We start from the raw sequence: 26,345 nt of genomic DNA, 5'->3' as shown, positions 1-26,345 counted from the left end.
CGAGGCCGGTGTCCCCCCTCCGACGGGACGGGCTTGCCTGCCGCCGGCCGGTCAGACCTGGCGCGCGGCCGTCAGGTGTGCCGCGTGTTCCTGGAGGGAGCGGACCCCGACCTCGCCGTTCTTGAAGGCGTCGATGCCCTGGACGGCGGCGGCCAGCGCCTGCACCGTCGTCAGGCAGGGAACGCCCCGGGCCACCGCGGCCGTCCGGATGTCGTAGCCGTCGAGGCGGCCGCCGGTCCCGTACGGGGTGTTGACGATCAGGTCGACGCCGCCGTCGTGGATCAGCTGGACGATGGTCTTCTCACCGCCGGGCCCCTCGCCCTCGCTCTGCTTGCGCACGACGGTCGCGTGGATGCCGTTGCGCTTGAGGACCTCGGCGGTGCCGGAGGTGGCGAGCAGTTCGAAGCCGTGCGCCACCAGCTCGCGCGCCGGGAAGATCATCGAGCGCTTGTCGCGGTTGGCGACGGAGATGAAGGCGCGGCCCTTGGTGGGCAGCGGACCGTACGCGCCGGACTGCGACTTGGCGTACGCCGTGCCGAAGGCGGAGTCGATGCCCATGACCTCCCCCGTCGAACGCATCTCCGGTCCGAGGACGGTGTCCACCCCGCGCCCGTGGATGTCGCGGAACCGCGACCACGGCATCACGGCCTCCTTGACGGAGATCGGCGCGTCCAGCGGCAGGGTGCCGCCGTCGCCGGTCGCGGGCAGCAGGCCCTCGGCGCGCAGCTCGGCGACGGTGGCGCCCAGCGAGATGCGGGCCGCGGCCTTGGCGAGCGGTACGGCCGTGGCCTTGGAGGTGAAGGGGACCGTACGGGAGGCGCGCGGGTTGGCCTCCAGGACGTACAGGATGTCCCCGGCCATCGCGAACTGGATGTTGATCAGCCCGCGTACGCCGACGCCCCGGGCGATGGCCTCGGTCGAGGCGCGCAGCCGCTTGATGTCGAAACCGCCCAGCGTGATGGGCGGCAGGGCGCACGCCGAGTCGCCGGAGTGGATGCCGGCCTCCTCGATGTGCTCCATGACGCCGCCCAGGTACAGCTCGGTGCCGTCGTAGAGCGCGTCCACGTCGATCTCGATGGCGTCGTCGAGGAAGCGGTCCACGAGGACCGGCCGGCTGGGACCGATCTCCGTGGACTCGGCGATGTACGCGGAGAGCCGGGTCTCGTCGTACACGATCTCCATGCCGCGTCCGCCGAGGACGTACGAGGGCCGTACGAGCACCGGGTAGCCGATCTCGTCGGCGATGGCCTTGGCCTCGTCGAAGGTGGTGGCCGTGCCGTGCTTGGGCGCGGGCAGCCCGGCCTCGGCGAGGACCCGGCCGAAGGCGCCCCGGTCCTCGGCCGCGTGGATCGCCTCGGGAGGCGTGCCGACGACCGGTACGCCGTTGTCCTTGAGCGCCTGCGCGAGCCCGAGCGGCGTCTGGCCGCCGAGCTGGACGATGACGCCTGCGACCGGTCCGGCCTGCGTCTCGGCGTGCACGATCTCCAGGACGTCCTCCAGGGTGAGCGGCTCGAAGTAGAGCCGGTCGGAGGTGTCGTAGTCGGTGGAGACGGTCTCCGGGTTGCAGTTGACCATCACGGTCTCGTAGCCGGCGGCGCCGAGTGCGAAGGAGGCGTGCACACAGGAGTAGTCGAACTCGATGCCCTGGCCGATCCGGTTGGGGCCCGAGCCGAGGATGATCACGGCGGGCTTCTCGCGCGGCGCGACCTCGCTCTCCTCGTCGTAGGACGAGTAGAAGTACGGCGTCCTGGCCGCGAACTCGGCGGCGCAGGTGTCGACCGTCTTGTAGACCGGACGCACGCCGAGGGCGTGCCGCACCTCGCGGACGACGTCCTCGCGCAGGCCCCGGATCGCGCCGATCTGGGCGTCGGAGAAGCCGTGCCGCTTGGCCGCCGCCAGGAGTTCGGGCGAGAGCTCGGGCGCGGCGGCCAGCTCGTCCGCGTACTCCTTGATCAGGAACAGCTGGTCCACGAACCAGGGGTCGATCCGCGTCGCCGCGAAGACCTCCTCGGGGGTGGCTCCGGCGCGGATCGCGCGCATGACGGTGCTGATCCGGCCGTCCGTGGGGATCCTGGCGGTCTCCAGCAGCGCGTCCTTCACGCCCGGCTCGTCGAGGCCCTGGTCGGCGCCGCCCGGCTCGTCGGTGAAGGAGAACTGGCTGCCGGACTTCTCCAGGGAGCGCAGGGCCTTCTGGAGCGCCTCGGTGAAGTTGCGGCCGATGGCCATGGCCTCGCCCACCGACTTCATGGTGGTGGTGAGGCTGGAGTCGGCGGCGGGGAACTTCTCGAAGGCGAACCGGGGCACCTTGACCACGACGTAGTCGAGCGTGGGCTCGAAGGACGCCGGGGTCTGCTCGGTGATGTCGTTGGGGATCTCGTCCAGCGTGTAGCCGACGGCGAGCCGGGCCGCGATCTTGGCGATCGGGAAACCGGTGGCCTTGGAGGCCAGCGCGGAGGAGCGGGAGACGCGCGGGTTCATCTCGATGACGATGACCCGGCCGTCCTCGGGGTTGACGGCGAACTGGATGTTGCAGCCGCCCGTGTCGACGCCGACCTCGCGGATGACGGCGATGCCGATGTCCCGCAGGACCTGGTACTCGCGGTCGGTGAGCGTCATCGCGGGCGCGACCGTGATCGAGTCGCCGGTGTGCACGCCCATCGGGTCGAAGTTCTCGATGGAGCACACGACCACGACATTGTCGTTCTTGTCGCGCATCAGCTCCAGCTCGTACTCCTTCCAGCCGAGGATGGACTCCTCCAGGAGGACCTCGGTGGTCGGGGAGAGCATCAGGCCCTGTCCGGCGATCCGGCGCAGGTCCTCCTCGTCGTGTGCGAAGCCGGACCCCGCGCCGCCCATGGTGAAGGAGGGCCGGACGACGACGGGGTAGCCGCCGAGTTCGTCGACCCCGGCCAGCACCTCGTCCATCGAGTGGCAGATGACCGAGCGGGCGGACTCGCCGTGGCCGATCTTGGCGTTGACGGCCGCGACGACCTCCTTGAAGAGGTCGCGGTCCTCGCCCTTGTTGATCGCCTCGACGTTGGCGCCGATCAGCTCGACGCCGTAACGGTCGAGCGTGCCCGCGTCGTGCAGCGCGATGGCGGTGTTGAGCGCCGTCTGGCCGCCGAGGGTGGGCAGGAGCGCGTCGGGGCGCTCCTTGGCGATGATCTTCTCCACGAAGTCGGGGGTGATCGGCTCGACGTAGGTGGCGTCGGCGATCTCCGGGTCCGTCATGATCGTGGCGGGGTTGGAGTTGACCAGGATCACCCGCAGGCCCTCGGACTTGAGGACCCGGCAGGCCTGGGTGCCGGAGTAGTCGAACTCGGCGGCCTGGCCGATGACGATCGGACCCGACCCGATGACCAGGACGGACTGGATATCGGTGCGCTTAGGCACGCTGGGCCTCCATGAGCTCTGCGAAGCGGTCGAACAGGTACGCGGCGTCATGCGGGCCCGCGGCCGCCTCGGGGTGGTACTGGACGCTGAAGACCGGCCGGTCGAGCAGCCTGAGCCCCTCCACGACGTCGTCGTTGAGGCAGACGTGGGAGACCTCGGCGCGGCCGTAGGGGGTGTCGGAGACGCGGTCGAGCGGGGCGTCCACGGCGAATCCGTGATTGTGCGCGGTGACCTCGACCTTTCCGGTGGTCCGGTCCTGCACGGGCTGGTTGATGCCCCGGTGGCCGTACTTGAGCTTGTACGTGCCGAAGCCGAGCGCCCGGCCCAGGAGCTGGTTGCCGAAGCAGATGCCGAACAGCGGCGTACCGCGCTCCAGGACACCCTTGACGACGGTCAGGTCGGCGGTGGCCGGGTCGCCCGGGCCGTTGGAGAGGAAGACGCCGTCGGGTCCGCAGGCGTACACCTCGTCCAGGGTGGCGGTGGCGGGCAGGACGTGCACCTCGATGCCGCGCTCGGCCATCCGGCGCGGGGTCATGCCCTTGATGCCGAGGTCGAGGGCGGCGACGGTGAGGCGCTTGGTGCCGACGGCGGGGACGACGTAGGCCTCCTCGGTGGCGACCTCGGCGGACAGGTCGGCCCCGGTCATCTCGGGGGCCCGGCGGACGCGGTCCAGCAGCGTCGCGTCGTCGGCCACCGCCTCGCCGGAGAAGATGCCGACCCGCATCGCGCCGCGTTCGCGCAGGTGGCGGGTGAGCGCGCGGGTGTCGACGCCGCTGATGCCGACGACGCCCTGGGCGGCCAGCTCGTCGTCGAGGGAGCGCCGGGAGCGCCAGTTGGAGGGGGTGCGGGCGGGGTCGCGGACGACGTAGCCGGAGACCCAGATCCGCTTCGACTCGGGGTCCTCGTCGTTGACGCCGGTGTTGCCGACGTGCGGGGCGGTCATCACCACGACCTGGCGGTGGTAGGACGGGTCGGTGAGGGTCTCCTGGTAGCCGGTCATGCCGGTGGAGAAGACGGCCTCGCCGAAGGTCTCCCCCACGGCCCCGTAGGCGCGGCCGCGGAAGGTGCGGCCGTCCTCCAGGACCAGTACGGCGTCGGGCGCCGTGGGGCGGGTGCTTCCCCGGGTGGAGGTGGTCATCGTGCGGGGCCTTCCTTCGTGGTGGTGCTGAGGTGGTTCGGGGGGCCGGCGGTCTCGCCGGCGGCCGTGCGGACGGCACCGGCTCCCTCGACGGCCGCGTTGAGGGCCTCGACCCAGTCCGCGTGTTCGGCGGAGCGGTCGGAGCGGAAGCCGGAGTCGATCAGCGTGTCGCCGTGGCTCCAGGTGACGATCAGCAGACCGCCCTCGGTGAGGACCTTGCCCGCGATGCCCTTGTCGAGCCGGGCCTCGCGCAGTTGCCCGGCCGGGACGAAGAAGTCGGCCGCCCCCGGGCGTACGACGGTGAGGCCCGCGTCCGTGAGCGTGAGCTCCGCCCGGCTGCGGACGCCCAGGCCGTGCGCCACGATGCGGTCGAGCCACTGCCCGGCCGTCGTGGAGCCGTGGTAGCGGCCCGTCATGCGCAGCACGGGCTCACCGGGGCTGTCCGGCGCGGTGGGCAGCTCGGGCAGCGCGGACTGGAGGCTGCCGCGCCACCGCCAGCCCTGGCGCATCAGCCAGTACACGAAGGCGATGAACAGCAGCAGTCCGGCCACCCAGCCGAGGCGGGCGGCCCAGTCGGTCACGTCCGCCGACTTCTGCTCGGCGGCCAGGGGCAGGAGGTGCTTCGCGCTTGTCACGCTTGTTGTCAGGCTTGTCACGCCAGAATCCCGTCGACGACCGTGGCACGGCCCCGCAGGAAGGTGTGGGTGACGCGTCCCGGCAGCTCACGCCCCTCGTAGGGGGTGTTACGGCTGCGGGAGGCGAAACCCGCGGGGTCCACGGGACCACGGTAAGCCGGATCGACCAGAGTGAGGTTCGCGGGCTCGCCTGCCGAGACGGGACGGCCGTGCGACTCGAGACGGCCGATGAGGGCGGGCCGGAACGACATCCGGTCGGCGACCCCCGCCCAGTCCAGCAGTCCGGTCTCGACCATCGTCTCCTGGACGACCGAGAGCGCCGTCTCCAGGCCCACCATGCCCATGGCCGCGGCGGCCCACTCGCAGTCCTTGTCCTCGTGCGGGTGGGGCGCGTGGTCGGTGGCGACACAGTCGATCGTGCCGTCGGCCAGGGCCTCGCGCAGGGCCGTCACGTCGGCCTCGGTGCGCAGCGGCGGGTTCACCTTGTAGACCGGGTTGTACGACCGTACGAGCTCGTCCGTGAGCAGCAGGTGGTGCGGGGTGACCTCGGCGGTCACCTGCCAGCCCTTGGACTTCGCCCAGCGGACGAGCTCGACGGAGCCGGCCGTGGAGAGGTGGCAGATGTGCACCCGGGAGCCGACGTGGGCGGCGAGGAGGACGTCACGGGCGATGATCGACTCCTCGGCGACGGCGGGCCAGCCGCCGAGGCCGAGTTCGGCGGAGACGACGCCCTCGTTCATCTGGGCGCCCTCGGTGAGCCGGGGCTCCTGGGCGTGCTGGGCGACGACCCCGTCGAACGCCTTCACGTACTCCAGCGCCCGGCGCATGATCACGGCGTCGTCCACGCACTTGCCGTCGTCGGAGAAGACGCGCACACGCGCGGCGGACTCGTGCATGGCGCCCAGCTCGGCCAGGTTCTTGCCCTCCAGGCCGACGGTGACGGCGCCGACGGGCTGGACGTCGCAGTAGCCGGATTCCCGGCCGAGCCGCCAGACCTGCTCGACCACACCGGCGGTGTCGGCCACGGGGAAGGTGTTGGCCATGGCGTGGACGGCGGTGAACCCGCCGACGGCGGCGGCCTTGGTGCCGGTCAGGACGGTCTCGGAGTCCTCGCGGCCGGGCTCGCGCAGATGGGTGTGCAGGTCGACCAGGCCGGGCAGCAGGACCTGCCCCGCGGCCTCGACGACCGTGGCGTCCCCGGCCTCGATGCCGGTGCCGACGCGGGCGATGGTCTCGCCGTCGATCAGGACGTCCGCCGCCTCGCCGCCGAGGATCTTCGCGCCCCGGATCAGGATCGTGCTCATGGTTGCGTGTTCTCCTCGGTACGGGGGAGCGAGTGGGTGACGGCGGGTTCGTTGCCGCCCAGGAGCAGGTAGAGCACGGCCATCCGGATCGAGACGCCGTTGGCGACCTGTTCGACGGCCGTGCAGCGGCCGGAGTCGGCCACCTCGGCGGTGATCTCCATGCCCCGGTTCATCGGGCCGGGGTGCATCACGACGGCGTGCCCGGGCATGCGGCCCATCCGGTCGCCGTCGAGGCCGTAGCGGCGCGCGTACTCCCGCTCGGTCGGGAAGAAGGCGGCGTTCATCCGCTCGCGCTGCACCCGCAGCATCATCACGGCGTCGGAGTCGGGCAGCACCCGGTCCAGGTCGTAGGAGACCTCGCAGGGCCACCGCTCGACCCCGATGGGGACCAGGGTGGGCGGGGCGACCAGGGTGACGTGGGCGCCGAGCGTGTGCAGCAGCAGCACGTTGGAACGGGCGACCCGGCTGTGCAGCACGTCACCGACGATCGTGACGCGCCGCCCCGCGAGGTCGTGCCCGAGGCCCGCGTCCGCGCCGACCAGCCGGCGGCGCAGCGTGAACGCGTCGAGCAGCGCCTGGGTGGGGTGTTCGTGCGTGCCGTCGCCCGCGTTGACGACGGCGCCGTCGATCCAGCCGGAGGTGGCGAGCCGGTACGGGGCACCGGAGGCGCCGTGCCGGATGACGACGGCGTCGGCGCCCATGGCCTCCAGGGTCAGCGCGGTGTCCTTGAGGGACTCGCCCTTGGAGACGGAGGAGCCTTTGGCGGAGAAGTTGATGACGTCGGCGGAGAGCCGTTTGGCGGCGGCCTCGAAGGAGATCCGGGTGCGGGTCGAGTCCTCGAAGAACAGGTTGACGACGGTACGGCCGCGCAGGGTCGGCAGCTTCTTGATGGGCCGGTCGGCCACCCGGGCCATCTCCTCGGCCGTGTCGAGGATCAGCACGGTCTCGTCGCGGCTGAGATCGGCGGCGGAGATCAGATGGCCGGGTGTGCGGGGGTTCGTCCCCGGGAGGCGCAGCATCGGGAGGGTGCTCCGGTGTGTCGGTGTGCGGGCGTACGGGCACGCGGAGGCGCGGCCGTACGGCCGGGTGGCGTACGGAGGGCGTCGCTGCCGCTACTGCTCGCCCGCGGCGGCGGCCTGCTGGGTACCGGTGGGCTGCTGGAGGCCGAGCAGCACGGTGTCCCGGCCGTCCTCCTCGGCGAGCTGGACCTTGACCGTCTCGCGCAGGGAGGTGGGCAGGTTCTTGCCCACGTAGTCGGCGCGGATCGGCAGCTCGCGGTGGCCCCGGTCGACCAGGACGGCGAGCTGGACGGCCCGGGGCCTGCCGATGTCGCCGAGCGCGTCCAGGGCGGCTCTGATCGTCCGGCCGGAGAAGAGCACGTCGTCCACGAGGACCACGAGCCGCCCGTCGATCCCGTCGCCCGGGATGTCGGTGCGGGCCAGCGCGCGGGCGGGCCGCAGGCGCAGGTCGTCGCGGTACATCGTGATGTCGAGGGAGCCGACGGGGACCGGCCGGCCGGTGATGTCGGCGAGCTTCGCGGCCAGCCGACGGGCGAGGAAGACCCCGCGGGTGGGAATGCCGAGCAGGACGACGTCGTCCGCGCCCTTGGCGCGTTCGACGATCTCGTGCGCGATGCGGGTGAGGACCCGCGCGATGTCGGGGGCCTCCAGAACGGGGCGCGCCGCACCGGCGTCCACAGCCGTTTTCCCGGGGCTGCGCGCGTTTCCTGTGTCCATACGAAACGGACCTCCTTCTCCGCCTCACGGGACGGACATTAAAGGACGTCGAAACCAAAACTACGCCGACCAGGTTAACAGGGGGCGCCGACAGGCCCGCCGCCGCCCCGGCGCGGGACGGCCCGGCGGCCCCGTGGTGGCACTGGTCCGTACCTCCCGGCTTGACTGATTCAGGTAACGCTGCGTAACCTCACAGTGAGTTACCAGACTTCGTCCGGGGAGCTATATGTCCAGCGAATACGCAAAGCAGCTCGGGGCCAAGCTCCGCGCCATCCGCACCCAGCAGGGCCTCTCGCTGCATGGCGTCGAGGAGAAGTCCCAGGGCCGCTGGAAGGCAGTGGTGGTCGGTTCGTACGAGCGCGGCGACCGTGCCGTCACGGTGCAGCGCCTGGCCGAGCTGGCGGATTTCTACGGGGTTCCGGTGCAGGAGCTCCTTCCCGGTACGACACCCGGCGGCGCCGCCGAGCCGCCGCCGAAGCTCGTCCTGGATCTGGAGCGCCTCGCGACCGTGCCGCAGGAGAAGGCCGGTCCCCTCCAGCGCTACGCGGCGACGATCCAGAGCCAGCGTGGTGACTACAACGGCAAGGTGCTCTCGATCCGCCAGGACGACCTGCGCACGCTCGCCGTCATCTACGACCAGTCGCCGTCCGTCCTGACCGAGCAGCTGATCAGCTGGGGCGTCCTGGACGCGGACGCGCGCCGGGCGGTCGCCCACGAGGACAGCTGATCGGCCGGCCGGGCCCCGCCCGGCCCCCGACCGGTCACGGTGAGGATGTCAGGCGCCGGAGGGCGGCCCCCCGTCGGACAGGGGGCCGCCCTCCGGCGCGTTCCGGGGCCGCTCCCCCGCCCGACGGACGTCAGTCGGTCGCGGCGCGGCGCAGGCTCGGCTTCAGTTCCTTGAACCGGCCGAGCATCCCGTTCACGAAGGACGGGGACTCGTCCGTGGAGAATTCCTTGGCGAGCTGGACCGCCTCGTCGATCACCACGGCGTCCGGGGTGTCGTCCACCCACAGCAGTTCGTACGCGCCGAGGCGCACGATGTTCCGGTCGGCGGCCGGCATCCGGTCCAGCGCCCAGTCCACCGCGTAGGTGGTGATGAGCTCGTCGATACGGGCCGCGTGGCGCGCGTATCCCTCGACCAGGTCCATGGTGTACTCGCCGACCGGCGGCTGGCGGTCGTCCGTCCGGGCGTGCCGTACCCAGTCCGCGAGGACGTCCCGTACCGGCGCCTCGCGCTGGTCGGCCTCGAAGAGGATCTGGAAGGCGCGCTTGCGGGCCTTGTTGCGGGCGGCCACGGTTAGCTGTTCACCCGGCCGAGGTACTCGCCGGAGCGGGTGTCGACCTTGATCTTCTCACCCGTGGTGATGAAGAGCGGGACACCGATCTCGTAGCCGGTCTCCAGCGTGGCGGGCTTGGTGCCACCGGTGGAACGGTCGCCCTGGACGCCCGGGTCGGTGTGCTGGATGGTCAGCTCGACGGCGGCCGGCAGCTCGACGTAGAGCACCTCGCCCTCGTGCTGGGCGACGCTGGCGGTGAAGCCCTCGATCAGGAAGTTGGCGGCGTCGCCGACGGCCTTGCGGTCGACGTGCAGCTGGTCGTAGGTCTCCATGTCCATGAAGACGAAGTAGTCGCCGTCCATGTAGGAGAACTGCATGTCACGGCGGTCAACGGTGGCCGTCTCGACCTTCACACCGGCGTTGAAAGTCTTGTCGACCACCTTGCCGGAGAGCACGTTCTTCAGCTTGGTGCGCACAAAGGCGGGGCCCTTGCCGGGCTTGACGTGCTGGAACTCGACGACGGACCAGAGCTGGCCCCCGTCGAGCTTGAGCACCATGCCGTTCTTGAGGTCGTTCGTGGAAGCCACGGTTGCGGAATCTCCTGGACTGAAAGCTGGCGGACGACCGAGGGTACGCGCTAGAGCGCGAGCAGTTCCTTGGTCGTGATGGTGAGTAGCTCGGGTCCGCCGTCCGCCTCGGGGCGGACGACGAGCGTGTCATCGATCCGGACCCCGCCCCGGCCCGGGAGGTGAACCCCCGGCCCGACGGTGACCGGCACACAAGCGTCCAGTTTACCCATGGCCGTGGGGGCGAGCTGAGGGTCCTCGTCAATTTCGAGGCCGACACCGTGTCCCGTACGGGGTGCGAGCCGCTCACCGTGGCCCGCGGCCTCCAGCGGGGCCCGCGCCGCCCGGTCCACGTCCCGGTAGCCCGCGCTCGGTACGAGGGTCTCCCGCCCGGCCCGCTGGGCGGCGAAGACGAGCTCGTACAGTTCGATCTGCCACTGGGCGGGTGAGGTCCCGATCACGAAGGTGCGGCCGATGAGGCACCGGTACCCGCGGTAGTCGGCGCCGAGGCCGACGGAGAGGAAGTCCCCCTCCTCCACCCGCCGGTCCGACGGCAGGTGTCCGTGGCGGCCGGAGTTGGGGCCGGTGGCGACGGTCGTGGGGAACGCGGGGCCGACCGCGCCGTGGTCGACGAGCCGGCGCTCCAGCTCCAGCGCGAGATGGCGTTCGGTCCGGCCGACGAGGATCGACTCCAGCAGTTCGTTCAGCGCCTGGTCGGCGATCTCGGCCGCGATCCGCAGGCAGCCGATCTCCTCCTCGTCCTTGACGATCCGCTGCTGTTCGACGGCGCGGCCGAGGTCGTCCAGGCGGAGCCGGGGCGCGGCCGCACGGATCTCGCGGTGCCGGGCGACGGTCAGATGGTGCTCCTCGACGGCGAGCGAACCGGCGGTGGCGGCGGCGAGGACACCGGCGGCGACGGCGGGGTCGCCGGCCCCCGGCAGGACCGTCAGCCGCAGCCCGGCGGCGGGCCGCCCGTCGAAGGCGTCGGCCGCCGGGGCGCGGGGACACAGCAGCGTGTCCCCGCCGGGGCCGAGCAGCAGGACGGCGCCCCGCGGGGCCGCGCCCGCGAGATAGCGGACGTTGGCGGGACGGGAGACCAGGGCCGCCGCGTCACCGGCCGCCGCGCACCGCTCACGCAGCCGCGCGCGACGGGCCGCATACACGTCGGACATGACCCGATCGTATGAGCCTCGTGCCTCCCCGGCCGGTTCGGCGCGTCCGACCGGGGTGCGGACGGGACACACCTGCGGACGCGGCGCGCAAGCGGGCCGGGGCGGGGTCCGGAAACCGCGGCGGGGAACCGCCGGCCCGCCCGGGTCTACCAGTTCGGCGGGCTCTTCAGGGCGCGGGCAAGGACATCGTCCAGGGCCCGGGCGGTCGTCTCCACGTCGTACTTGGAATTGTCGATGATCGGCAGCCCCGAGCCGTACCAGCCGGCCATCCGGCCGTGGATGCCGGCGACCTCCTCGTCGGAGAGCCTGCGGTTCCCGCTGCGCTCGGCGTTGCGCTCCAGCACGACTTCCAGCCCGGGGAGCAGGACGACGGGGAGCAGGCCGGGCCCGACATGGCGTTTCCAGCCGCCGAGGCCGACGACCGGGCGGTCGGGGAAGACCGCGTCGTCGAGGATGCAGGAGATGCCGTTGGCCAGGAAGTTGCGCGCGGCGAAGCCGCAGGTGCGGCGGGCCAGCCGGTACTGCGCCTCGGAGTGGTCGTTCCAGCCGTCCTGCGGGTCGGCGAAGCCGGAGCAGACCCATTCGCGGACATCGTCCAGGCTGATGTGCGCGGTGGACACGGGCCGGTTCCTGGCCCAGTGGCGGGCGACGGTCGTCTTGCCGGCGCCGGCGGGCCCGATCAGCAGGACGGCGAGCGTCGCGGTGCCGGTGCCGCTGTCGGCGGGCGGCGGCGGGGGGACGGGCACCGGCCCCCCGGGCGGGAGCTGGATGTGCCCGGTGGATTCCCCCCTCGGCCCGCCGCCCAGCGGCGGCGGCGCGGCGTGCTGCGGCACGGGGCCGGGAGGTTGGTGCGGGGGCGCCGCGGGCGCGTGGTGCGGCTGCGGCCGGCCGGGCACCGGTCCGGGAGGCTGGTGCGCGACGCCGCCCGGATGGGGTCCCGCCGCCGGATGCGGACCGGAACCGGCGGGGCCGACTCCCCCATGGGGGCCGGAGGCCGGATACCCGGCGGGGCCCTGGTACGTGCCCTGGCCCTGGTACGGACCGGGCGCCTGCGGGACCCCCGCGCCGGGCGCCCCGCCGGAGCCCTGCCGGGCCACCGGGCCGGCCGGCCGTGCTCCGTACCCCGGCCGGCCGGCTTCCGCGGCTCCCGGCGCCGGGGGGTACTGCGGGACCGGAGGCCCGCCCGCGACGCTCCCTGACGGGCCGGGGACCGGTCCGCCCTGCGATATCCCCGGCGACGGCGCCTGGTGCCCCCACCCGCCGGGGGTCTGCCCCGGCCTCCGGGAGGGCGGCAACGGAGCCGGAGCCCCCACTGCGTGCTGCATCCGGTGCCACTCCGTCTCGTGCGACTGACTCGTGCGACTGTGACCGCGACCGCGGCCCGTGCCCTCCGGCACGGTCGTCCGGCGGGGCACTGGTCGGCGGCCTGGCGGGCCGCGCGCTACCGAACGGTACCGCCCCCGGCCGTCAACGTGGGAACGCCTCCGGCATTCCCATCGTGCCCCGTCAGCCCGTCAGTTCCTCCGCGAGCGCCCGCAACGCCAGCCGGTACGAGCCGATTCCGAACCCCGCGACCGTACCGCTGGCCACCTCGGCGACCACCGATGTGTGGCGGAACTCCTCGCGCGCGTGGGGGTTGGAGATGTGCACCTCGATCAGCGGCGCGGTGCGCTGCGCCGCCGCGTCCCGCATCCCGTACGAGTAGTGCGTGAACGCCCCCGGGTTGAGAACGACCGGAATCGAACCGTCCGCGGCCTCGTGCAGCCAGCGGATCAGCTCCCCCTCGTCGTTCGTCTCCCGCACATCGACGTCGAGGCCGAGCTCCTTGCCGAGGGTCCGGCAGACGTCCACCAGGCCCGCGTACGAGGTCGCCCCGTAGACGTCGGGTTCGCGCGAGCCCAGCCGGCCCAGGTTGGGCCCGTTGAGGACGAGGACGCGCCGCGTCACGCGGACACCTCCCCGTACGCGGCGAGCAGCACCGCCGGGTCCGGCCCCTCCAGCACGGTCGGCTTGGCCAGACCGTCCAGCACGATGAAGCGCAGCAGGTCACCGCGCGACTTCTTGTCGACCTTCATCGTCTGCAGCAGCTTGGGCCACTGGTCGCCCCGGTAGGTCAGCGGCAGTCCGACGGACTCCAGCACCGCGCGGTGCCGGTCGGCCGTCTCGTCGTCCAGCCGCCCGGCGAGCCGGCCCAGCTCGGCGGCGAAGACCATGCCGACCGAGACGGCCGCGCCGTGCCGCCACTTGTAGCGCTCGTTCTTCTCGATGGCGTGCGCCAGGGTGTGGCCGTAGTTGAGGATCTCGCGCAGTCCGGCTTCCTTGAGGTCGCCCGAGACGACCTCCGCCTTGACCCGGATCGAGCGCTCGATCAGCTCTGCGGTGTGCGGCCCCGCGGGTGTGCGGGCGGCCCCCGGGTCGGCCTCGACCAGGTCCAGGATGACGGGGTCCGCGATGAACCCGGCCTTGATGATCTCGGCCAGTCCGCTGACGTAGTCGTGGACGCCCAGGGAGTCCAGCGCGGCGAGGTCGCAGATGACGCCGGCGGGCGGGTGGAAGGCGCCGACGAGGTTCTTGCCCTCGGCGGTGTTGATCCCCGTCTTGCCGCCCACCGCCGCGTCCACCATGGCCAGTACGGTCGTGGGCACGGCGATCCAGCGCACCCCGCGCAGCCAGGTCGCCGCCACGAAACCGGCCAGGTCCGTGGTGGCGCCGCCGCCGACCCCGACGATCACGTCGGTGCGGGTGAAGCCGGTCTGTCCGAGCGCCTTCCAGCAGTAGGCGGCGACCTCGGCGGTCTTGGCCTCCTCGGCGTTGGGCACCTGGACCGCGATGGCCTCGTACCCCTGGTCCGCGAGGTCCTGGCGCAGCGCCTCGCCCGTGTCGGCGAGCGCCTCGGGGTGGATGACGGCGACCCGCCGGGCCCGGGGGCCGACGAGCGTGGGCAGCTCGCCCAGCAGCTGCCGGCCGACCAGCACCTCGTAGGGGTCGTGCCCGGCCGAGCCGCCGACCTGGATCCGGGTGACTGACTGGTCCGTCATGCGGGATTCTCCTTGGCGTGCGTTCCCGGGGCCCCGGCGTCGTCCGCCGCCGGGCCCGCCTCGGGGAGGTGTTTCAGCTCCAGGGCGTCGAGGACGGCGTCGGCGACCTCGCCGGGTGTACGGCCGTCGGTCGTGACGACCACCCGGGCCACTTCCGTGTAGTGGTGGCGGCGGGCCTCCATCAGCCGCTTCCACTCCTGACGGGGGTTGACCGCCAGCAGTGGCCGCGCCGTGTTCAGCCCCACGCGCCGGGCCGCCTCGGCGACCTCCATCGACAGGAACACCACGGGCAGCCCGGCCAGCAGCTCACGGGTGCCGGAGTCCAGCACCGCGCCGCCGCCGAGCGCGAGGACGCCCCGGTGTTCGGCGAGCGCGAGCCGTACCGCCTCCCGCTCCAGCGACCGGAAGTGCGCCTCGCCGTTGTCGACGAAGATGTCGGCGATCTCACGGCCCTGCGCGGCGACGATGTCGGCGTCGCTGTCCCTGAAGCCGGTGCCGAGCCGCTCCGCGAGCAGTTCGCCCACGGTGGTCTTGCCGACGCCCATCGGCCCGACCAGCACGATCACCGGCGCCTGCGCCTGCGCCTGCGCCGGCCGTTCCCCGCTCATCGGATCCGGAGGCTGTCGAGGTACGAGCCGACGTTGCGGCGCGTCTCCGCCACACTGTCCCCGCCGAACTTCTCCGCGACCGCGTCCGCCAGGGTCAGCGCCACCATGGCCTCGGCCACGATGCCGGCGGCCGGCACCGCGCACACGTCCGAGCGCTGGTGGTGCGCCTGCGCCGCCTCCCCGGTGGCCACGTCGACGGTCGCCAGCGCCCGCGGCACGGTCGCGATCGGCTTCATCGCGGCCCGTACGCGCAGCAGCTCGCCGGTGCTCAGCCCGCCCTCCGTACCGCCGGAGCGGCCCGAGGCACGCCTGATGCCCTCGTCGGTCGTCACGATCTCGTCGTGCGCCCGGGAGCCGGGCACCCTCGCCAGGTCGAAGCCGTCACCCACCTCGACCCCCTTGATCGCCTGGATCCCCATCAGGGCGGCGGCCAGCCGGGCGTCCAGCCGGCGGTCCCAGTGCACGTGCGAGCCGAGTCCGACGGGCACCCCGTACGCGAGGACCTCGACCACGCCGCCGAGCGTGTCACCGTCCTTGTGGGCCTGGTCGATCTCCGCGACCATCGCGTCGCTGGCCTCCGGGTCCAGGCAGCGCACCGGGTCCGCGTCCAGCCGCGCCACGTCGTCCGGCGTGGGGTAGACCCCGTAGGGCGCCTTGGCCGTGGCCAGCTCGATCACGTGGGACACGATCTCGATCCCGGCCGTCTCCTTCAGGTACGACCGGGCGACGGCGCCGAGCGCCACCCGCGCGGCGGTCTCCCGGGCGCTGGCCCGCTCCAGGACCGGCCGCGCCTCGTCGAAACCGTACTTCTGCATGCCCGCGAGGTCGGCGTGGCCCGGCCTGGGCCGGGTCAACGGCGCGTTGCGCGCCAGCTCCGCCAGCTCGGCCGGATCCACCGGATCGGCCGCCATGACCTTCTCCCACTTCGGCCACTCCGTGTTGCCGACCATGACCGCGACCGGTGAGCCCAGCGTCAGGCCGTGCCGCACCCCGCCGAGGAAGGTGACCTCGTCCCGCTCGAACTTCATCCGCGCGCCGCGACCGTAGCCGAGGCGTCGCCTGGCCAGATGATCCGCCACCGCGTCCGTGGTGATCGGCACACCGGCGGGAAGCCCCTCCAGCGTGGCCACCAGTGCCGGGCCATGCGACTCCCCCGCGGTCAGCCAGCGCAACCTGCTCAACGGTGCTCCTCATCTTCGCGCCTGGAACGACAAGCGGCATCACCGGGTGCGCGGCCCCGGCCCGCCACTGTCGATCCTCCCACGGGGAGGGCCCGGCCCCGCCTCCGGTCCAGCAACCGGACGCGGTTCCACACATCCGGAACCACTCGCACGGTCCCACCGCGCGGGCCTACCGGGCGCCGAGCGCCTGCTCACCCGCTTTGCGCATCGCGGCGAGGGGGGCGGGCGCGCGGCCGGTCATCTGCTCGACCTGCTGCACCGCCTGGTGTACGAGGAGGTCGAGGCCGGAGACGACCGCGCCGCCCCGTGCCGACCAGGCGGCGGCGAGCGCGGTGGGCCAGGGCTCGTAGAGCACGTCGAAGAGCGCGCCCGGCCGCTCCGGCACCCGCGCCGCCAGCGCGTCGGTGGTGCCGGCCGGGGTGGTCGCGATCACCAGCGGCGCTTCAAAGGCCGCGGCGGCCGCGGCCCAGTCCGCCGTGCGGACCTCGACACCGAGCCGGTCGCCCCACCCGCGCATCTCGGCCGCGCGGGCCTCGCTGCGCACGTACGCGGTGACCGGGCCGGCGCAGATCCGGGACAGGGCAGCCAGCGCCGAGGACGCGGTGGCGCCCGCGCCCAGGACCGCGGCGGACTCCACCGCCGTCACCCCCCGTTCCCGCAGGGCCGCCACCATGCCGGGGATGTCGGTGTTGTCGCCACGCCGCCGGCCGTCCGCGCCGAACACGACGGTGTTGACCGCCTCGACCGAGGCGGCCGTGTCCGAGATCCCGTCGAGCAACGGGATGACCGCCCGCTTGAGCGGCATCGTCAGCGACAGGCCCGCCCAGGAAACGTCCAGCCCGGCCAGGAACCCCGGCAGAGCGGCCTCGTCCACCTCGAAGCGGTCGTACGACCAGTGGCCGAGGCCGAGCTCCGCGTACGCGGCGCGGTGCAGCACCGGTGAGAGGGAGTGCGCGATGGGCGACCCCAGGACGGCCGCCCGGCGCGTCTCAGCCGCCGCTGCCGCGGGAGTTGAACTTGTTCTTGAGCTCCTGGAACTCATCATGGGTCTTGGCGAACTCCGTCTTGTGCTTGCCGTCGGTCGCCACGAAGTAGAGCCAGCCGTCGTCGGTCGGATCCAGCGCGGCAGCGAGTGCCTCGGGGCCCGGGTTGCTGATCGGGCCGGGCGTGAGGCCCTTCTGAGTGTAGGTGTTGTACGGGTCCTGGTTGCTGTTGATCTCGGACTCGCTGATCTCGATCTCGCTCTGGCCCTTGAGGTAGTTGAAGGCCGAGTCGAACTGGAGCAGCTGGTTCGTTTCCGTGTTGGTGGGCTTGAGGCGGTTGTAGACGACCTCGGCCATCTTGCGGAAGTCGTCCTGCGTCTTGCCCTCGACCTGCACGAGGCTGGCGACGGTGAGCAGGTCCCAGGGGCTGTCGAGGTCGTACTTCTTGGCGTTGCCCTCCAGGTCCAGCTTGTTGTACTCGGCGTTGGACCGGGCGACCATCTTCTTGAGGACGTCCTCCGGCTTGGTCCCCTTCGCCACCGGGTAGCTGGCGGGGTAGAGGAAGCCCTCCAGCGGGTCCTTCACCGGTGAACCGCTCTTCGCCCACTTGGGCAGGCCCAGCTGGCCGTAGTGCTCCTTCGCCGCCTTCTCCGTCGTCCCGTCGGGCAGGTCCAGCTGCTTGTCGATCTGTGCGTAGACCTTGGCGCTGCGAGTGCCCTCGGGAATGATCAGGGAGTTGTGGCTGCTGGGGCTGAGCATCCGCTCGACCGCGCTCGCCGCGGACATCTCCTTGGCCAGGGTGTAGACACCCGCCTGGATCGTGTTGCCCTTGGGGTTGGCCTGCTGCGCGGCGACGAACGCGCGCTGGCTCTTGACCACGCCATTCTTCACCAGGATGGCGGCGATCTCGTAGCCGGCGGAGCCCTGCGGGATCTCGACCTGGATCGTTCCCGACCCCTTGCCCGCGAAGTCCGGCGGCGGTCCGTACCTGTCGGCCCAGAACTGGAAGCCCACGTAGCCGACCCCGCCCACTCCGCCGACCAGCACCACGGTGACGAACAGGCAGGCCACACCGTTGCGGCTCTTCTTGCCCTTGCCGGTCTTGCCGCCCTTGCCCCGGCGGTCGCGGCGGGCCGCGCCGCCCGCCGTCTCCCTGGCGCCGTCGTCTCCGGTCGTCTCCTTGGTGTCCCGGGCGTCGTCGTCCGCCGTGCCGGCGTCGGGACCCGGCTCGGGGTCGCGGTGCGCGGGCGGCCGGGGCGGCGGGTAGGCGTCGGGGGTGACGTAGTCGTCCGGCCGCTGTTCGGGGCCGCCCGCCTGCCGTACGTCGTAGGGGGGTGCGGGCTGGCCGCCGTACGGCATCGCCGCCTGCTGACCGGTGTCCCAACCGCCGTTGTACTGGGGGTCGTGGTACTGAGGATCGTTGTACTGCGGTTCGTTGTACGGGGTTCCGCCGTACTGCGGATCGTTGTGCTGGGCGCCGCCGTACCGCTGCGGAGGCTGCTGCCCCTGCGCCCCGTACGAGGGGTCGTGGTAGGGCTGCTCGGGGGCCGGGGCGTAGTGGTGCTGGCCACCCTGGAACTGGCCGCCCGCATACCCGTCGCCGACCTGCTGACCGGTGTACTGGGGTTGCGGCTGCGTCTGGTGGACCTGCTGGTACGGATCGTGCCCGGACTCGTAGTACGTCTGGGGCTGCGCCTGCTGCGCGTACACCTGCTGCGGCTGCCCGCCCTGGGGAGCGGCGCCGTCCACGGACGCCTGCGCTCCCCACCCCGGGCCCCCGTACTGGGGTTCCTCAGGGTGCCACGGTTCGGAGCCTGGGCCCCGGCCATAGTCAGTCATCGATCCCCTTGAGCCGCGAGGCGCGGGTACCGAGTCGCGGGCACGGCTTCCGTCTCGCCTCTTTACTGTGCGGCGGCTGTTCGAAACCGCCGCATCGCGCGGAACGTTACCGTATCGCGATCAGATGACCACTTCGACGCCATCACCCGGAGGATCACCAGAGACCCGTTCGGCCTCCAATGCACTCTGGAGAATGACGACCGCCGCCACCTGGTCGATCACGGCCCGGCCCTTCTTGGATCTGACGCCCGAGGCGCGCAGTCCCTGACTGGCCGTCACGGTGCTCATCCTCTCATCCACCAGTCGTACCGGCAGCGGCGCGATGCCCCGTGCGAGGTCCTGGGCGAACGCGCGTACCTTCACCGCCGCCGGTCCCTCGCCGCCGTGCAGCGAGCGGGGCAGCCCCACGAGCACCTCGATGGGCTCGTACTCCGTCACGATCTGCCGCAGTCGCCGGTGGGCCGCCGGGACGTCGCGTCCCGGCACGGTCTCCACCGGTGTGGCGAGGATCCCGTCGGGGTCGCAGGAAGCGACCCCGATCCGGGCGTCCCCGACGTCGATCGCGAGTCGGCGTCCGCGTCGCATCGGCGTCAGCCCGCCTCGCCGACCAGGCGCTCGACGGCGGCGACGGCGTCCCCGACGGCGGCCGGGTTCTGGCCACCGCCCTGGGCGACGTCGGGCTTGCCGCCACCGCCGCCGCCGAGGGTCTTGGCGGCGGTACGGACCAGGTCACCGGCCTTGAGCCCGCGCCGACGGGCGGCCTCATTGGTGGCGATCACCGTCAGCGGGCGGCCGCCCGCGGTGGTGAACAGGGCGACGACGGCCGGCCGGTCGGCGGCCCCCGCCTGCTGGTCCAGCCGGCCCCGTACGTCGAGGACCAGCCGGCGCAGGTCGTCGGCCGAGGTGCCGTCCGGGACCTGTCCGGTGACCAGGGCGGTGCCGCGCACGTCCCTGGCGCTCTCGACCAGCCCGGCGGCGGCGGCGAGCACCTTCTCGGCGCGGAACTTCTCGATCTCCTTCTCGGCGTCCCGCAGCTTGGCGAGCATCCCGGAGATCTTCTCGGGCAGTTCCTCGGAGCGGCCCTTGACCAGCTCCTGGAGCTGGGCGACGACGGTGTGCTCCTTGGCCAGGAAATTGTAGGCGTCGACACCGACGAGGGCCTCGATGCGCCGTACGCCGGAGCCGATGGACGACTCGCCGAGCAGCTTCACCAGACCCAGCTGGGCGGTGTTGTGCACATGCGTACCGCCGCACAGCTCCTTGGAGAAGTCACCGATGGTGACCACCCGGACCCGCTCGCCGTACTTCTCGCCGAACTCGGCGATGGCGCCCTGCTTCTTGGCCTCGTCGATGCCCATGACCTCGGCGTGGACGTCCAGCTCCCGGGCGAGGACCTCGTTGATCTTCTGCTCGACGTCGGTGAGGACCGTGCCGGGTACGGCGGCGGGGGAACCGAAGTCGAAGCGGAAGCGGCCCGGCGAGTTCTCCGAACCGGCCTGGGCGGCCGTCGGGCCGAGCGCGTCGCGCAGCGCCTGGTGGGTGAGGTGCGTGGCGCTGTGGGCGCGGGCGATGGCGCGGCGCCGGTGGCCGTCGATGGCGGCGTAGGCGGAGGCGCCGACCGTCACCTCGCCGACCTGGACGGTTCCCTTGTGCACGGAGACACCCGGGACCGGCTGCTGCACGTCGCGGACCTGGATGACGGCGCCGGAGTCGAGCCTGATCCGGCCCTGGTCGGCGAGCTGGCCGCCGCCCTCGGCGTAGAAGGGGGTGCGGTCGAGGACGACCTCGACGTCGTCCCCCTCGGTGGCGGCGGGCGAGGGCACCCCGTCGACCAGCAGGCCGACGACGGTCGACTCGCCCTCGGTGGCGGTGTAGCCGGTGAACTCGGTCGAGCCACTGGTGTCGGCCACGGCCCGGTAGGCGGAGAGGTCGGCGTGGCCGGACTTCTTGGCCCGGGCGTCGGCCTTGGCGCGCTCCCGCTGCTCCTTCATCAGGCGGCGGAAACCGGACTCGTCCACGGACAGGCCCTGTTCGGCGGCCATCTCCAGGGTGAGGTCGATCGGGAAGCCCCAGGTGTCGTGGAGCAGGAACGCCTTGTCGCCGGAGAGGACGGTGCCGCCGGTGGCCTTGGTCTCGCTGACGGCGGTGTCGAGGATGTTCGTCCCGCCCTTGAGGGCCTTGAGGAAGGCGGCCTCCTCGGCCAGGGCCACGGTCTCGATCCGCTTGCGGTCGGTCACCAGCTCCGGGTACTGCTGCCCCATCGTGGCGATGACCACGTCGACCAGGTCGGCGACGACCGGCCCGGTGGCGCCGAGCAGCCGCATGTTGCGGATGGCGCGGCGCATGATGCGGCGCAGCACATAGCCGCGGCCCTCGTTGCCGGGGGTGACTCCGTCCCCGATGAGCATCACGGACGTGCGCATGTGGTCCGTGACGACGCGGAGGGAGACGTCGGTGTTCTCGGCGTCGCCGTAGCGGACGCCGGTCAGTTCGGTGGCCTTCTCGATGACGGCCATCGAGGTGTCGATCTCGTACAGGTTGCGCACGTCCTGGAGGATCATGGCGAGGCGTTCGAGGCCGAGACCGGTGTCGATGTTCTTCGACGGCAGGTCGCCGAGGATCGGGAAGTCGTCCTTGCCGCTGCCCTCGCCGCGCTCGTACTGCATGAAGACCAGGTTCCAGATCTCCACGTAGCGCTCGTCGTTGACGGCGGGGCCGCCCTCGACGCCGAACTCGGGGCCCCGGTCGTAGTTGATCTCGGAGCAGGGGCCGCAGGGGCCGGGGACGCCCATGGACCAGAAGTTGTCCTTCTTGCCCAGGCGCTGGATGCGCTCGGCCGGCACGCCGATCTTGTCGCGCCAGATCTGCTCGGCCTCGTCGTCGTCGAGGTAGACCGTGATCCACAGCCGCTCGGGGTCGAGGCCGTAACCACCCTTGTCCCGGGGCGTGGTGAGCAGCTCCCAGGCGTAGGTGATGGCGCCTTCCTTGAAGTAGTCGCCGAAGGAGAAGTTGCCGCACATCTGGAAGAACGTGCCGTGCCGGGTGGTCTTGCCGACCTCTTCGATGTCCGGCGTACGGACGCACTTCTGCACGCTGGTGGCGCGCGGGGCGGGCGGCTTGACCTCCCCCAGGAAGTACGGCTTGAAGGGCACCATGCCCGCCGGGACCAGCAGGAGAGTCGGGTCGTCCGCGATGAGCGACGCCGAAGGCACGACGGTGTGCCCGCGCTCCTCGAAGAAGCTCAGCCAGCGGCGGCGAATTTCAGCCGACTCCATCAGTGGTCCTCATTCCGGTCGTACGGATCGTAGGAGTGTGCGGTTCTGGGGTGCTCGTCGGTACGGGAGGTGTCGCCGGTACGGGGGGTGCCGGCGGCCGGGAGCCGGCCGGACGGGCGGAGCCGCTCGGCGTATTCGATCGCGGCGCGCCGCCGGGGCGCGGGCAGCGCCGGATCGGCCGGTGCGTCCAGGCCGAGGGCCGCGCCCAGTTCGGACTCGCGCCGCACCATGCCGGTGCGGACGTCGACGGCGAACTCCCGCACGCGCAGGCCGACCCGGGCCCCCGCGTCGAGCGCCTTGTCGGCGGCCTGGGCCGCGAGGCTCTCCGGGGTCAGCTGCCTCAGCTTGCGGTTGACCTTGGTGGTGGCCCAGACACCGGCGGCCGCGCCCGCGGTGAACCAGAACGTACGGCGGAACATCGCTGCGTCAGTCCCTCTTCTTTCCGTTCTTCCCGTTCTTCCCGCGCCTGGCGGAGGGGAGCGTACGGCCGACGACCACCCTGCGGCGGGCCGCCGGACCGTCGGCCGGCTCGCCCGTGGCCGCCGCTCCCCGGCGGTTCATGGCCTGGCGCACGCCGTAGCCGAAGGCCGCGACCTTGACCAGGGGGCCACCGAAGGTGGAGGCCACGGTCGTGGAGAGCGCGGAGGCGTTGGAGGTGACTTCCTGGACGTCCGTCGCGATGGCGTCGACCCGGTCCAGCTGGGTCTGCGCGGAGCGGACCGTCGCCGAGGCGTCCGCCAGCAGGGGCACGGCCTGCTCGGTCACGTCCGCCACGAGTCTGGTGGTCGCCTTGAGCGTCTGTGCCAGCCTCACCAGCACCACGGCCAGGAAGGAGACCAGGATGGCCCAGAACACGGCCACCAGGATCCCGGCAACCTCTCCACCGGTCACACCGCACCGCTCCCTGATTCTTCGGATTGCCGGCACCGTGGCCGGCTGTCATCTGGAAGGCGACTGGGAAGTCGTCCTCAGACCCTATCGCGCCCGGGGCCGGGTCCCGTACCGCATTAAGGGGTCCCCGCGGCGGCGGACCGTGCCCCGTACGGGCTCCGCGTACCGTCCGGCGAACGCGGCAGCCCGCCGCTCCCACCTGCGAGGGCGGGCGGCGGCGGGCCGTGGCGCTGCTGGGACGCGGCGCTGGGTGCGTCCGCGTCAGCGGGCGTAGTACTCGACGACCAGCTGCTCGTCGCAGATGACCGGGATCTCCTTGCGCTGCGGGTCACGGTCCAGGCGGAACGCCAGGGCCTTCAGGTTGACCTGGAGGTAGCGCGGGGTCTCGCCGTCGGTGTCGTAGCCACCCTCACGCGCGACCTGGAAGGGAACCTTCGAGCGGCTGCGCTCGCGGACCATCACGACGTCGTCGGGGCGGACCCGGAAGGACGGCTTGTCGACCTTGGAGCCGTTGACCTCGATGTGGCCGTGGACGACCATCTGACGGGCCTGGTAGATGGTGCGGGCGATGCCCGACCGCAGCACCAGGGCGTCGAGCCGGCGCTCCAGCTCGATGACCAGGGCCTCGCCGGTCTTGCCCTCGGCCTTGCGGGCGCGGTCGTACGCGCGGACCATCTGGCGCTCGCTGATGTCGTACTGCGCGCGCAGGCGCTGCTTCTCCAGCAGACGGACCTTGTAGTCACTGTTCTGCTTGCGTCCACGACCGTGCTCACCCGGCGGGTACGGACGGGCCTCGAAGTACTTGACGGCCTTCGGCGTCAGGGCGATACCGAGCGCACGGGACTTCTTGACCTTGGGACGCGACTGGTTAGGCACGTTCTCCAGACCTCCATTGTAGGTTAGGTTAGGCTCACCTTACTCAAAGGAGATCGCATGTCTCGCCCTGGGAACACCACACGCATCACGAACAGCCTCGACGCACAGGGCACCGACTCGACGGAGGTCCGATCAGCTCATGGTCAGCCGCGTCCCAGCGGGCTTGAAACCGCCCGGATGCCGTCAGCAGCCGAGCGCACACGAACTCTCGTACAGGGTACATGCTCGGCGGTGCTGCTCATTCCGGGGCTGGAGGCGGCGGGGCCCCACCAGCTCATGCCCGATTCACGGCACATCGGACCGGACGGGGAGGTGTTCCTCGTCTTCCCGGCCGGCTCCCCCGCCGTACGGGCCGCCACGCACGCGCAGGACGACGGACTGACCGCGGTACTGGAGGTGACGGACGTCGCACCCGTCTCCGTACCGCACCGCATCAGGGGCCGGGCCCGGGTCACGGGCCGGCTCACTCGCGAACCGGGCCGGGCGGACCCCGGCCGCACGGTGCTGCGCCTGGAGGCCGGCGAGGCGTGGGTGGACGACCTGTGGGGCACCGAGGGCGTGGAACCCGAGGAGTTCGTCGCGGCGGAGCCCGACCCGCTGGCGGAGCACGAGGCGGAGCTGCTGCAGCACCTGCACGCGGCACACGGCGCCGAGGTGCGGTCGCTGCGCGCGCTGCTCGGCGAGCGGTCCGACGCGAGCGCCACGGCCGGTACCACGGCCCGCACCGCGGCCGTGCCCGTCGCGCTGGACCGTTTCGGGCTGCGGGTGCGCTTTACCGGTGTGACCTGCTTCGACGCGCGGTTCGACTTCCCCGAGCCGGTACGGGACATCCGGGAGCTGCGGCGGGCGATGCACACGCTGTTCGACGCGGCGGCCCGCTGAGGGACCCCGGGCCACGCGGAACCGGTCAGCCGCCGCCGCGCAGCCGCTCGCGCACCTTGTCCACGACATCGGCGTAACGCGCCTCCGCGCCGTACCGCGTCGGCTCGTAATACCGCTTGCCGCGCACCCCGTCGGGCGCGTACTGCTGTGCGGCGATGGCGCCCGGCACGTCGTGCGGATAGACATAGCCCTGGGCGTGCCCCAGCTTGGCCGCGCCCTTGTAGTGCCCGTCCCGCAGATGCGCCGGTACCGCGCCCGCCAGGCCCTTCCTGACGTCGTCGAGAGCCGCCCCGATCGCGGTCGTCGCCGCGTTCGACTTCGGGGCGAGTGCCAGCGCGATCGTCGCGTGGCTGAGCGTGAGCGCCGCCTCCGGGAAGCCGATCATCGCCACGGCCTGGGCGGCGGCCACCGCCAGTGGCAGGGCGGTGGGGTCGGCGAGACCAATGTCCTCGCTCGCCGAGATCATCAGCCGCCTGGCGATGAACCGGGGGTCCTCCCCCGCGTCGATCATGCGCGCCAGGTAGTGCAGCGCGGCGTCGACGTCGGAGCCCCGGATCGACTTGATCAGCGCGCTCGCCACGTCGTAGTGCTGGTCGCCGTCCCGGTCGTAGGCCACCGCCGCGCGGTCGACGGTCTCCTCCACCGTGCCGAGCGAGATCTCCTCCTCGCCCTTGTCGAGCGCGGCCCCGGCCGCCGCCTCCAGCGCCGTCAGCGCGCGCCTCGCGTCACCCCCCGCGATCCGCAGCAGATGAGCCTCCGCGCCACCGGACAGTGTCACCGCGCCGCCCAGGCCGCGCTCCTCGGTGAGCGCCCGGCGCAGCAGACCGCGCAGGTCGTCGTCGTCGAGCGGCTCCAGTGTGAGCAGCAGGGAACGGGAGAGCAGCGGGGAGATCACCGAGAAGTACGGATTCTCCGTGGTGGCCGCGACGAGGGTGACCCAGCGGTTCTCCACGGCGGGCAGCAGCGAGTCCTGCTGGGCCTTGCTGAACCGGTGGATCTCGTCCAGGAAGAGGACGGTCTCCTTGCCGTAACCGCCCGAGGCGCGGCGGGCACCGTCGATGACGGTCCGCACCTCCTTGACGCCCGCGGTGATCGCGGACAGCTCCACGAAGCGCTTGTTGGTCGCCCTGGAGACGACGTAGGCGAGAGTCGTCTTGCCGGTGCCCGGCGGCCCCCAGAGGATCACGGACGACGCCCCCGCGGGCCCTCCGTTCCCCTCCCCCACCAGCCGGCGCAGCGGGGACCCCGGCTTCAGCAGATGCCGCTGCCCCACCACCTCGTCCACGACGCGCGGACGCATCCGGACGGCCAGGGGGCTGCTGGACGGGTCTTTTTCCTGCCGCTCTTCGGCTGCTGCGGTAAAGAGGTCGGGCTCCACCCGGAAAGCCTATGACACTTCTTTATGGGGCTCGGTCCGCCTCCGGGGCGCGAACCCGGTCCTCGGATCAGCTTGTCCAGAAGTCCCACCAGCGCGTGAGGATCAGCATCCCGATCACCCCGATGTGCACCGCCGGCAGCACCCACGTGAACTCGTCCAGGAACCCCCGCACC

24 protein-coding genes are annotated in these 26,345 nt (G+C 72.1%); 2 read left to right on the top strand and 22 right to left on the bottom strand.

Going from position 1 to position 26,345, the window contains the following annotated elements; genetic code table 11:
• Positions 1-51: 51 nt before the first annotated feature.
• The 6 genes from carB to pyrR form a co-directional block, all read right to left on the bottom strand.
• Positions 52-3,393, bottom strand: a complete 3,342-nt coding sequence (gene carB / locus IG02_RS0133780; protein ID WP_030756910.1) for a carbamoyl-phosphate synthase large subunit — start codon at positions 3,391-3,393, stop codon at positions 52-54.
• Positions 3,386-4,531: a glutamine-hydrolyzing carbamoyl-phosphate synthase small subunit gene (gene carA, locus IG02_RS0133775; protein WP_030756907.1), complete on the bottom strand. Its 1,146-nt coding sequence runs from the start codon at positions 4,529-4,531 to the stop codon at positions 3,386-3,388. The genes carB and carA overlap by 8 nt, the downstream gene beginning before the upstream one ends.
• The gene (locus tag IG02_RS0133770) at positions 4,528-5,166 is read right to left on the bottom strand and encodes a hypothetical protein (protein ID WP_030756904.1); all 639 of its coding nucleotides are present in this window, start codon (positions 5,164-5,166) and stop codon (positions 4,528-4,530) included. Before IG02_RS0133770 ends, carA begins: the two co-directional genes overlap by 4 nt.
• Positions 5,167-5,183: 17 nt before the next feature.
• Positions 5,184-6,470, bottom strand: a complete 1,287-nt coding sequence (locus IG02_RS0133765) for a dihydroorotase (protein WP_030756901.1) — start codon at positions 6,468-6,470, stop codon at positions 5,184-5,186.
• Positions 6,467-7,489: an aspartate carbamoyltransferase catalytic subunit gene (locus IG02_RS0133760; protein ID WP_051766092.1), complete on the bottom strand. Its 1,023-nt coding sequence runs from the start codon at positions 7,487-7,489 to the stop codon at positions 6,467-6,469. The genes IG02_RS0133765 and IG02_RS0133760 overlap by 4 nt, the downstream gene beginning before the upstream one ends.
• A gap of 93 nt (positions 7,490-7,582) precedes the next feature.
• Positions 7,583-8,206, bottom strand: coding sequence for a bifunctional pyr operon transcriptional regulator/uracil phosphoribosyltransferase PyrR (gene pyrR, locus IG02_RS0133755; protein WP_051766090.1), 624 nt, complete (start codon positions 8,204-8,206; stop codon positions 7,583-7,585).
• A gap of 226 nt (positions 8,207-8,432) precedes the next feature.
• On the opposite strand from pyrR, the gene bldD reads away from it, so the two are divergent.
• Positions 8,433-8,933, top strand: coding sequence for a transcriptional regulator BldD (bldD, locus tag IG02_RS0133750; protein ID WP_030756891.1), 501 nt, complete (start codon positions 8,433-8,435; stop codon positions 8,931-8,933).
• A gap of 130 nt (positions 8,934-9,063) precedes the next feature.
• On the opposite strand, the gene nusB is transcribed toward bldD, so the two are convergent.
• From nusB to rpsD, 15 genes are all read right to left on the bottom strand, one after another.
• Complete coding sequence (gene nusB / locus IG02_RS0133745; protein ID WP_030756888.1) at positions 9,064-9,501, bottom strand: transcription antitermination factor NusB; 438 nt, start codon at positions 9,499-9,501, stop codon at positions 9,064-9,066.
• Between the two features lie 2 nt (positions 9,502-9,503).
• Positions 9,504-10,070 carry an elongation factor P gene (gene efp / locus IG02_RS0133740; RefSeq protein ID WP_030756885.1) on the bottom strand — a complete coding sequence of 189 codons (567 nt, stop codon included), beginning with the start codon at positions 10,068-10,070 and terminating at the stop codon, positions 9,504-9,506.
• 50 nt (positions 10,071-10,120) lie between these two features.
• Positions 10,121-11,221, bottom strand: coding sequence for a M24 family metallopeptidase (locus IG02_RS0133735; protein ID WP_030756882.1), 1,101 nt, complete (start codon positions 11,219-11,221; stop codon positions 10,121-10,123).
• 146 nt (positions 11,222-11,367) lie between these two features.
• Complete coding sequence (locus IG02_RS0133730) at positions 11,368-12,318, bottom strand: AAA family ATPase (protein ID WP_078855042.1); 951 nt, start codon at positions 12,316-12,318, stop codon at positions 11,368-11,370.
• 409 nt (positions 12,319-12,727) lie between these two features.
• Entirely contained in the window at positions 12,728-13,168 is a 441-nt protein-coding gene (gene aroQ, locus IG02_RS0133720) for a type II 3-dehydroquinate dehydratase (protein WP_030756877.1), read from the bottom strand.
• Positions 13,165-14,259 (bottom strand): 3-dehydroquinate synthase, encoded by a 1,095-nt coding sequence (gene aroB / locus IG02_RS0133715; RefSeq protein ID WP_030756876.1) that lies wholly within the window; start codon positions 14,257-14,259, stop codon positions 13,165-13,167. The genes aroQ and aroB overlap by 4 nt, the downstream gene beginning before the upstream one ends.
• Complete coding sequence (locus tag IG02_RS37260; RefSeq protein ID WP_051766088.1) at positions 14,256-14,867, bottom strand: shikimate kinase; 612 nt, start codon at positions 14,865-14,867, stop codon at positions 14,256-14,258. Before IG02_RS37260 ends, aroB begins: the two co-directional genes overlap by 4 nt.
• Positions 14,864-16,048, bottom strand: coding sequence for a chorismate synthase (aroC, locus tag IG02_RS0133705; protein ID WP_030756873.1), 1,185 nt, complete (start codon positions 16,046-16,048; stop codon positions 14,864-14,866). The genes IG02_RS37260 and aroC overlap by 4 nt, the downstream gene beginning before the upstream one ends.
• Before the next feature lie 169 nt (positions 16,049-16,217).
• Positions 16,218-17,090, bottom strand: a complete 873-nt coding sequence (locus IG02_RS0133700) for a shikimate dehydrogenase (protein WP_051766086.1) — start codon at positions 17,088-17,090, stop codon at positions 16,218-16,220.
• Positions 17,038-18,870: an endolytic transglycosylase MltG gene (gene mltG, locus IG02_RS0133695; RefSeq protein WP_030756868.1), complete on the bottom strand. Its 1,833-nt coding sequence runs from the start codon at positions 18,868-18,870 to the stop codon at positions 17,038-17,040. The genes IG02_RS0133700 and mltG overlap by 53 nt, the downstream gene beginning before the upstream one ends.
• A gap of 120 nt (positions 18,871-18,990) precedes the next feature.
• A complete protein-coding gene (gene ruvX / locus IG02_RS0133690; protein ID WP_030756866.1) occupies positions 18,991-19,455 on the bottom strand; it encodes a Holliday junction resolvase RuvX in 465 nt (154 codons plus the stop codon).
• Between the two features lie 5 nt (positions 19,456-19,460).
• Complete coding sequence (gene alaS, locus IG02_RS0133685; RefSeq protein ID WP_030756863.1) at positions 19,461-22,145, bottom strand: alanine--tRNA ligase; 2,685 nt, start codon at positions 22,143-22,145, stop codon at positions 19,461-19,463.
• Positions 22,145-22,564, bottom strand: coding sequence for a hypothetical protein (locus IG02_RS0133680; RefSeq protein ID WP_030756860.1), 420 nt, complete (start codon positions 22,562-22,564; stop codon positions 22,145-22,147). Before IG02_RS0133680 ends, alaS begins: the two co-directional genes overlap by 1 nt.
• Positions 22,565-22,571: 7 nt before the next feature.
• Positions 22,572-23,036, bottom strand: coding sequence for a DUF948 domain-containing protein (locus IG02_RS0133675; protein WP_030756857.1), 465 nt, complete (start codon positions 23,034-23,036; stop codon positions 22,572-22,574).
• A gap of 261 nt (positions 23,037-23,297) precedes the next feature.
• Positions 23,298-23,912 (bottom strand): 30S ribosomal protein S4, encoded by a 615-nt coding sequence (rpsD, locus tag IG02_RS0133670; RefSeq protein ID WP_030756854.1) that lies wholly within the window; start codon positions 23,910-23,912, stop codon positions 23,298-23,300.
• Between the two features lie 177 nt (positions 23,913-24,089).
• Between rpsD and IG02_RS0133665 the strand changes: the two genes are divergently transcribed.
• Positions 24,090-24,794, top strand: a complete 705-nt coding sequence (locus IG02_RS0133665) for a DUF2470 domain-containing protein (RefSeq protein WP_030756851.1) — start codon at positions 24,090-24,092, stop codon at positions 24,792-24,794.
• Between the two features lie 25 nt (positions 24,795-24,819).
• On the opposite strand, the gene IG02_RS0133660 is transcribed toward IG02_RS0133665, so the two are convergent.
• Positions 24,820-26,172 (bottom strand): replication-associated recombination protein A, encoded by a 1,353-nt coding sequence (locus IG02_RS0133660; RefSeq protein WP_030756848.1) that lies wholly within the window; start codon positions 26,170-26,172, stop codon positions 24,820-24,822.
• Between the last annotated feature and the right edge of the window lie 173 nt (positions 26,173-26,345).

Source organism: Streptomyces sp. NRRL F-5135 (genome assembly GCF_000719775.1).
GTDB classification, from domain to species: domain Bacteria; phylum Actinomycetota; class Actinomycetes; order Streptomycetales; family Streptomycetaceae; genus Streptomyces; species Streptomyces hebeiensis.
This window is presented reverse-complemented; position numbering and strand designations above follow the sequence as displayed.

What these genes read in the sequence shown, in the direction of transcription:
- carA (WP_030756907.1), bottom strand. Translation starts at nt 4,531, where the DNA reads ATGACCACCTCCACCCGGGGAAGCACCCGCCCCACGGCGCCCGACGCC.
- IG02_RS0133765 (WP_030756901.1), bottom strand. Translation starts at nt 6,470, where the DNA reads ATGAGCACGATCCTGATCCGGGGCGCGAAGATCCTCGGCGGCGAGGCG.
- IG02_RS0133760 (WP_051766092.1), bottom strand. Translation starts at nt 7,489, where the DNA reads ATGCTGCGCCTCCCGGGGACGAACCCCCGCACACCCGGCCATCTGATC.
- pyrR (WP_051766090.1), bottom strand. Translation starts at nt 8,206, where the DNA reads ATGGACACAGGAAACGCGCGCAGCCCCGGGAAAACGGCTGTGGACGCC.
- bldD (WP_030756891.1), top strand. Translation starts at nt 8,433, where the DNA reads ATGTCCAGCGAATACGCAAAGCAGCTCGGGGCCAAGCTCCGCGCCATC.
- IG02_RS0133735 (WP_030756882.1), bottom strand. Translation starts at nt 11,221, where the DNA reads ATGTCCGACGTGTATGCGGCCCGTCGCGCGCGGCTGCGTGAGCGGTGC.
- aroB (WP_030756876.1), bottom strand. Translation starts at nt 14,259, where the DNA reads ATGACGGACCAGTCAGTCACCCGGATCCAGGTCGGCGGCTCGGCCGGG.
- IG02_RS37260 (WP_051766088.1), bottom strand. Translation starts at nt 14,867, where the DNA reads ATGAGCGGGGAACGGCCGGCGCAGGCGCAGGCGCAGGCGCCGGTGATC.
- IG02_RS0133700 (WP_051766086.1), bottom strand. Translation starts at nt 17,090, where the DNA reads ATGAGTTCCAGGAGCTCAAGAACAAGTTCAACTCCCGCGGCAGCGGCG.
- mltG (WP_030756868.1), bottom strand. Translation starts at nt 18,870, where the DNA reads ATGACTGACTATGGCCGGGGCCCAGGCTCCGAACCGTGGCACCCTGAG.
- ruvX (WP_030756866.1), bottom strand. Translation starts at nt 19,455, where the DNA reads ATGCGACGCGGACGCCGACTCGCGATCGACGTCGGGGACGCCCGGATC.
- alaS (WP_030756863.1), bottom strand. Translation starts at nt 22,145, where the DNA reads ATGGAGTCGGCTGAAATTCGCCGCCGCTGGCTGAGCTTCTTCGAGGAG.
- IG02_RS0133680 (WP_030756860.1), bottom strand. Translation starts at nt 22,564, where the DNA reads ATGTTCCGCCGTACGTTCTGGTTCACCGCGGGCGCGGCCGCCGGTGTC.
- IG02_RS0133665 (WP_030756851.1), top strand. Translation starts at nt 24,090, where the DNA reads ATGCCGTCAGCAGCCGAGCGCACACGAACTCTCGTACAGGGTACATGC.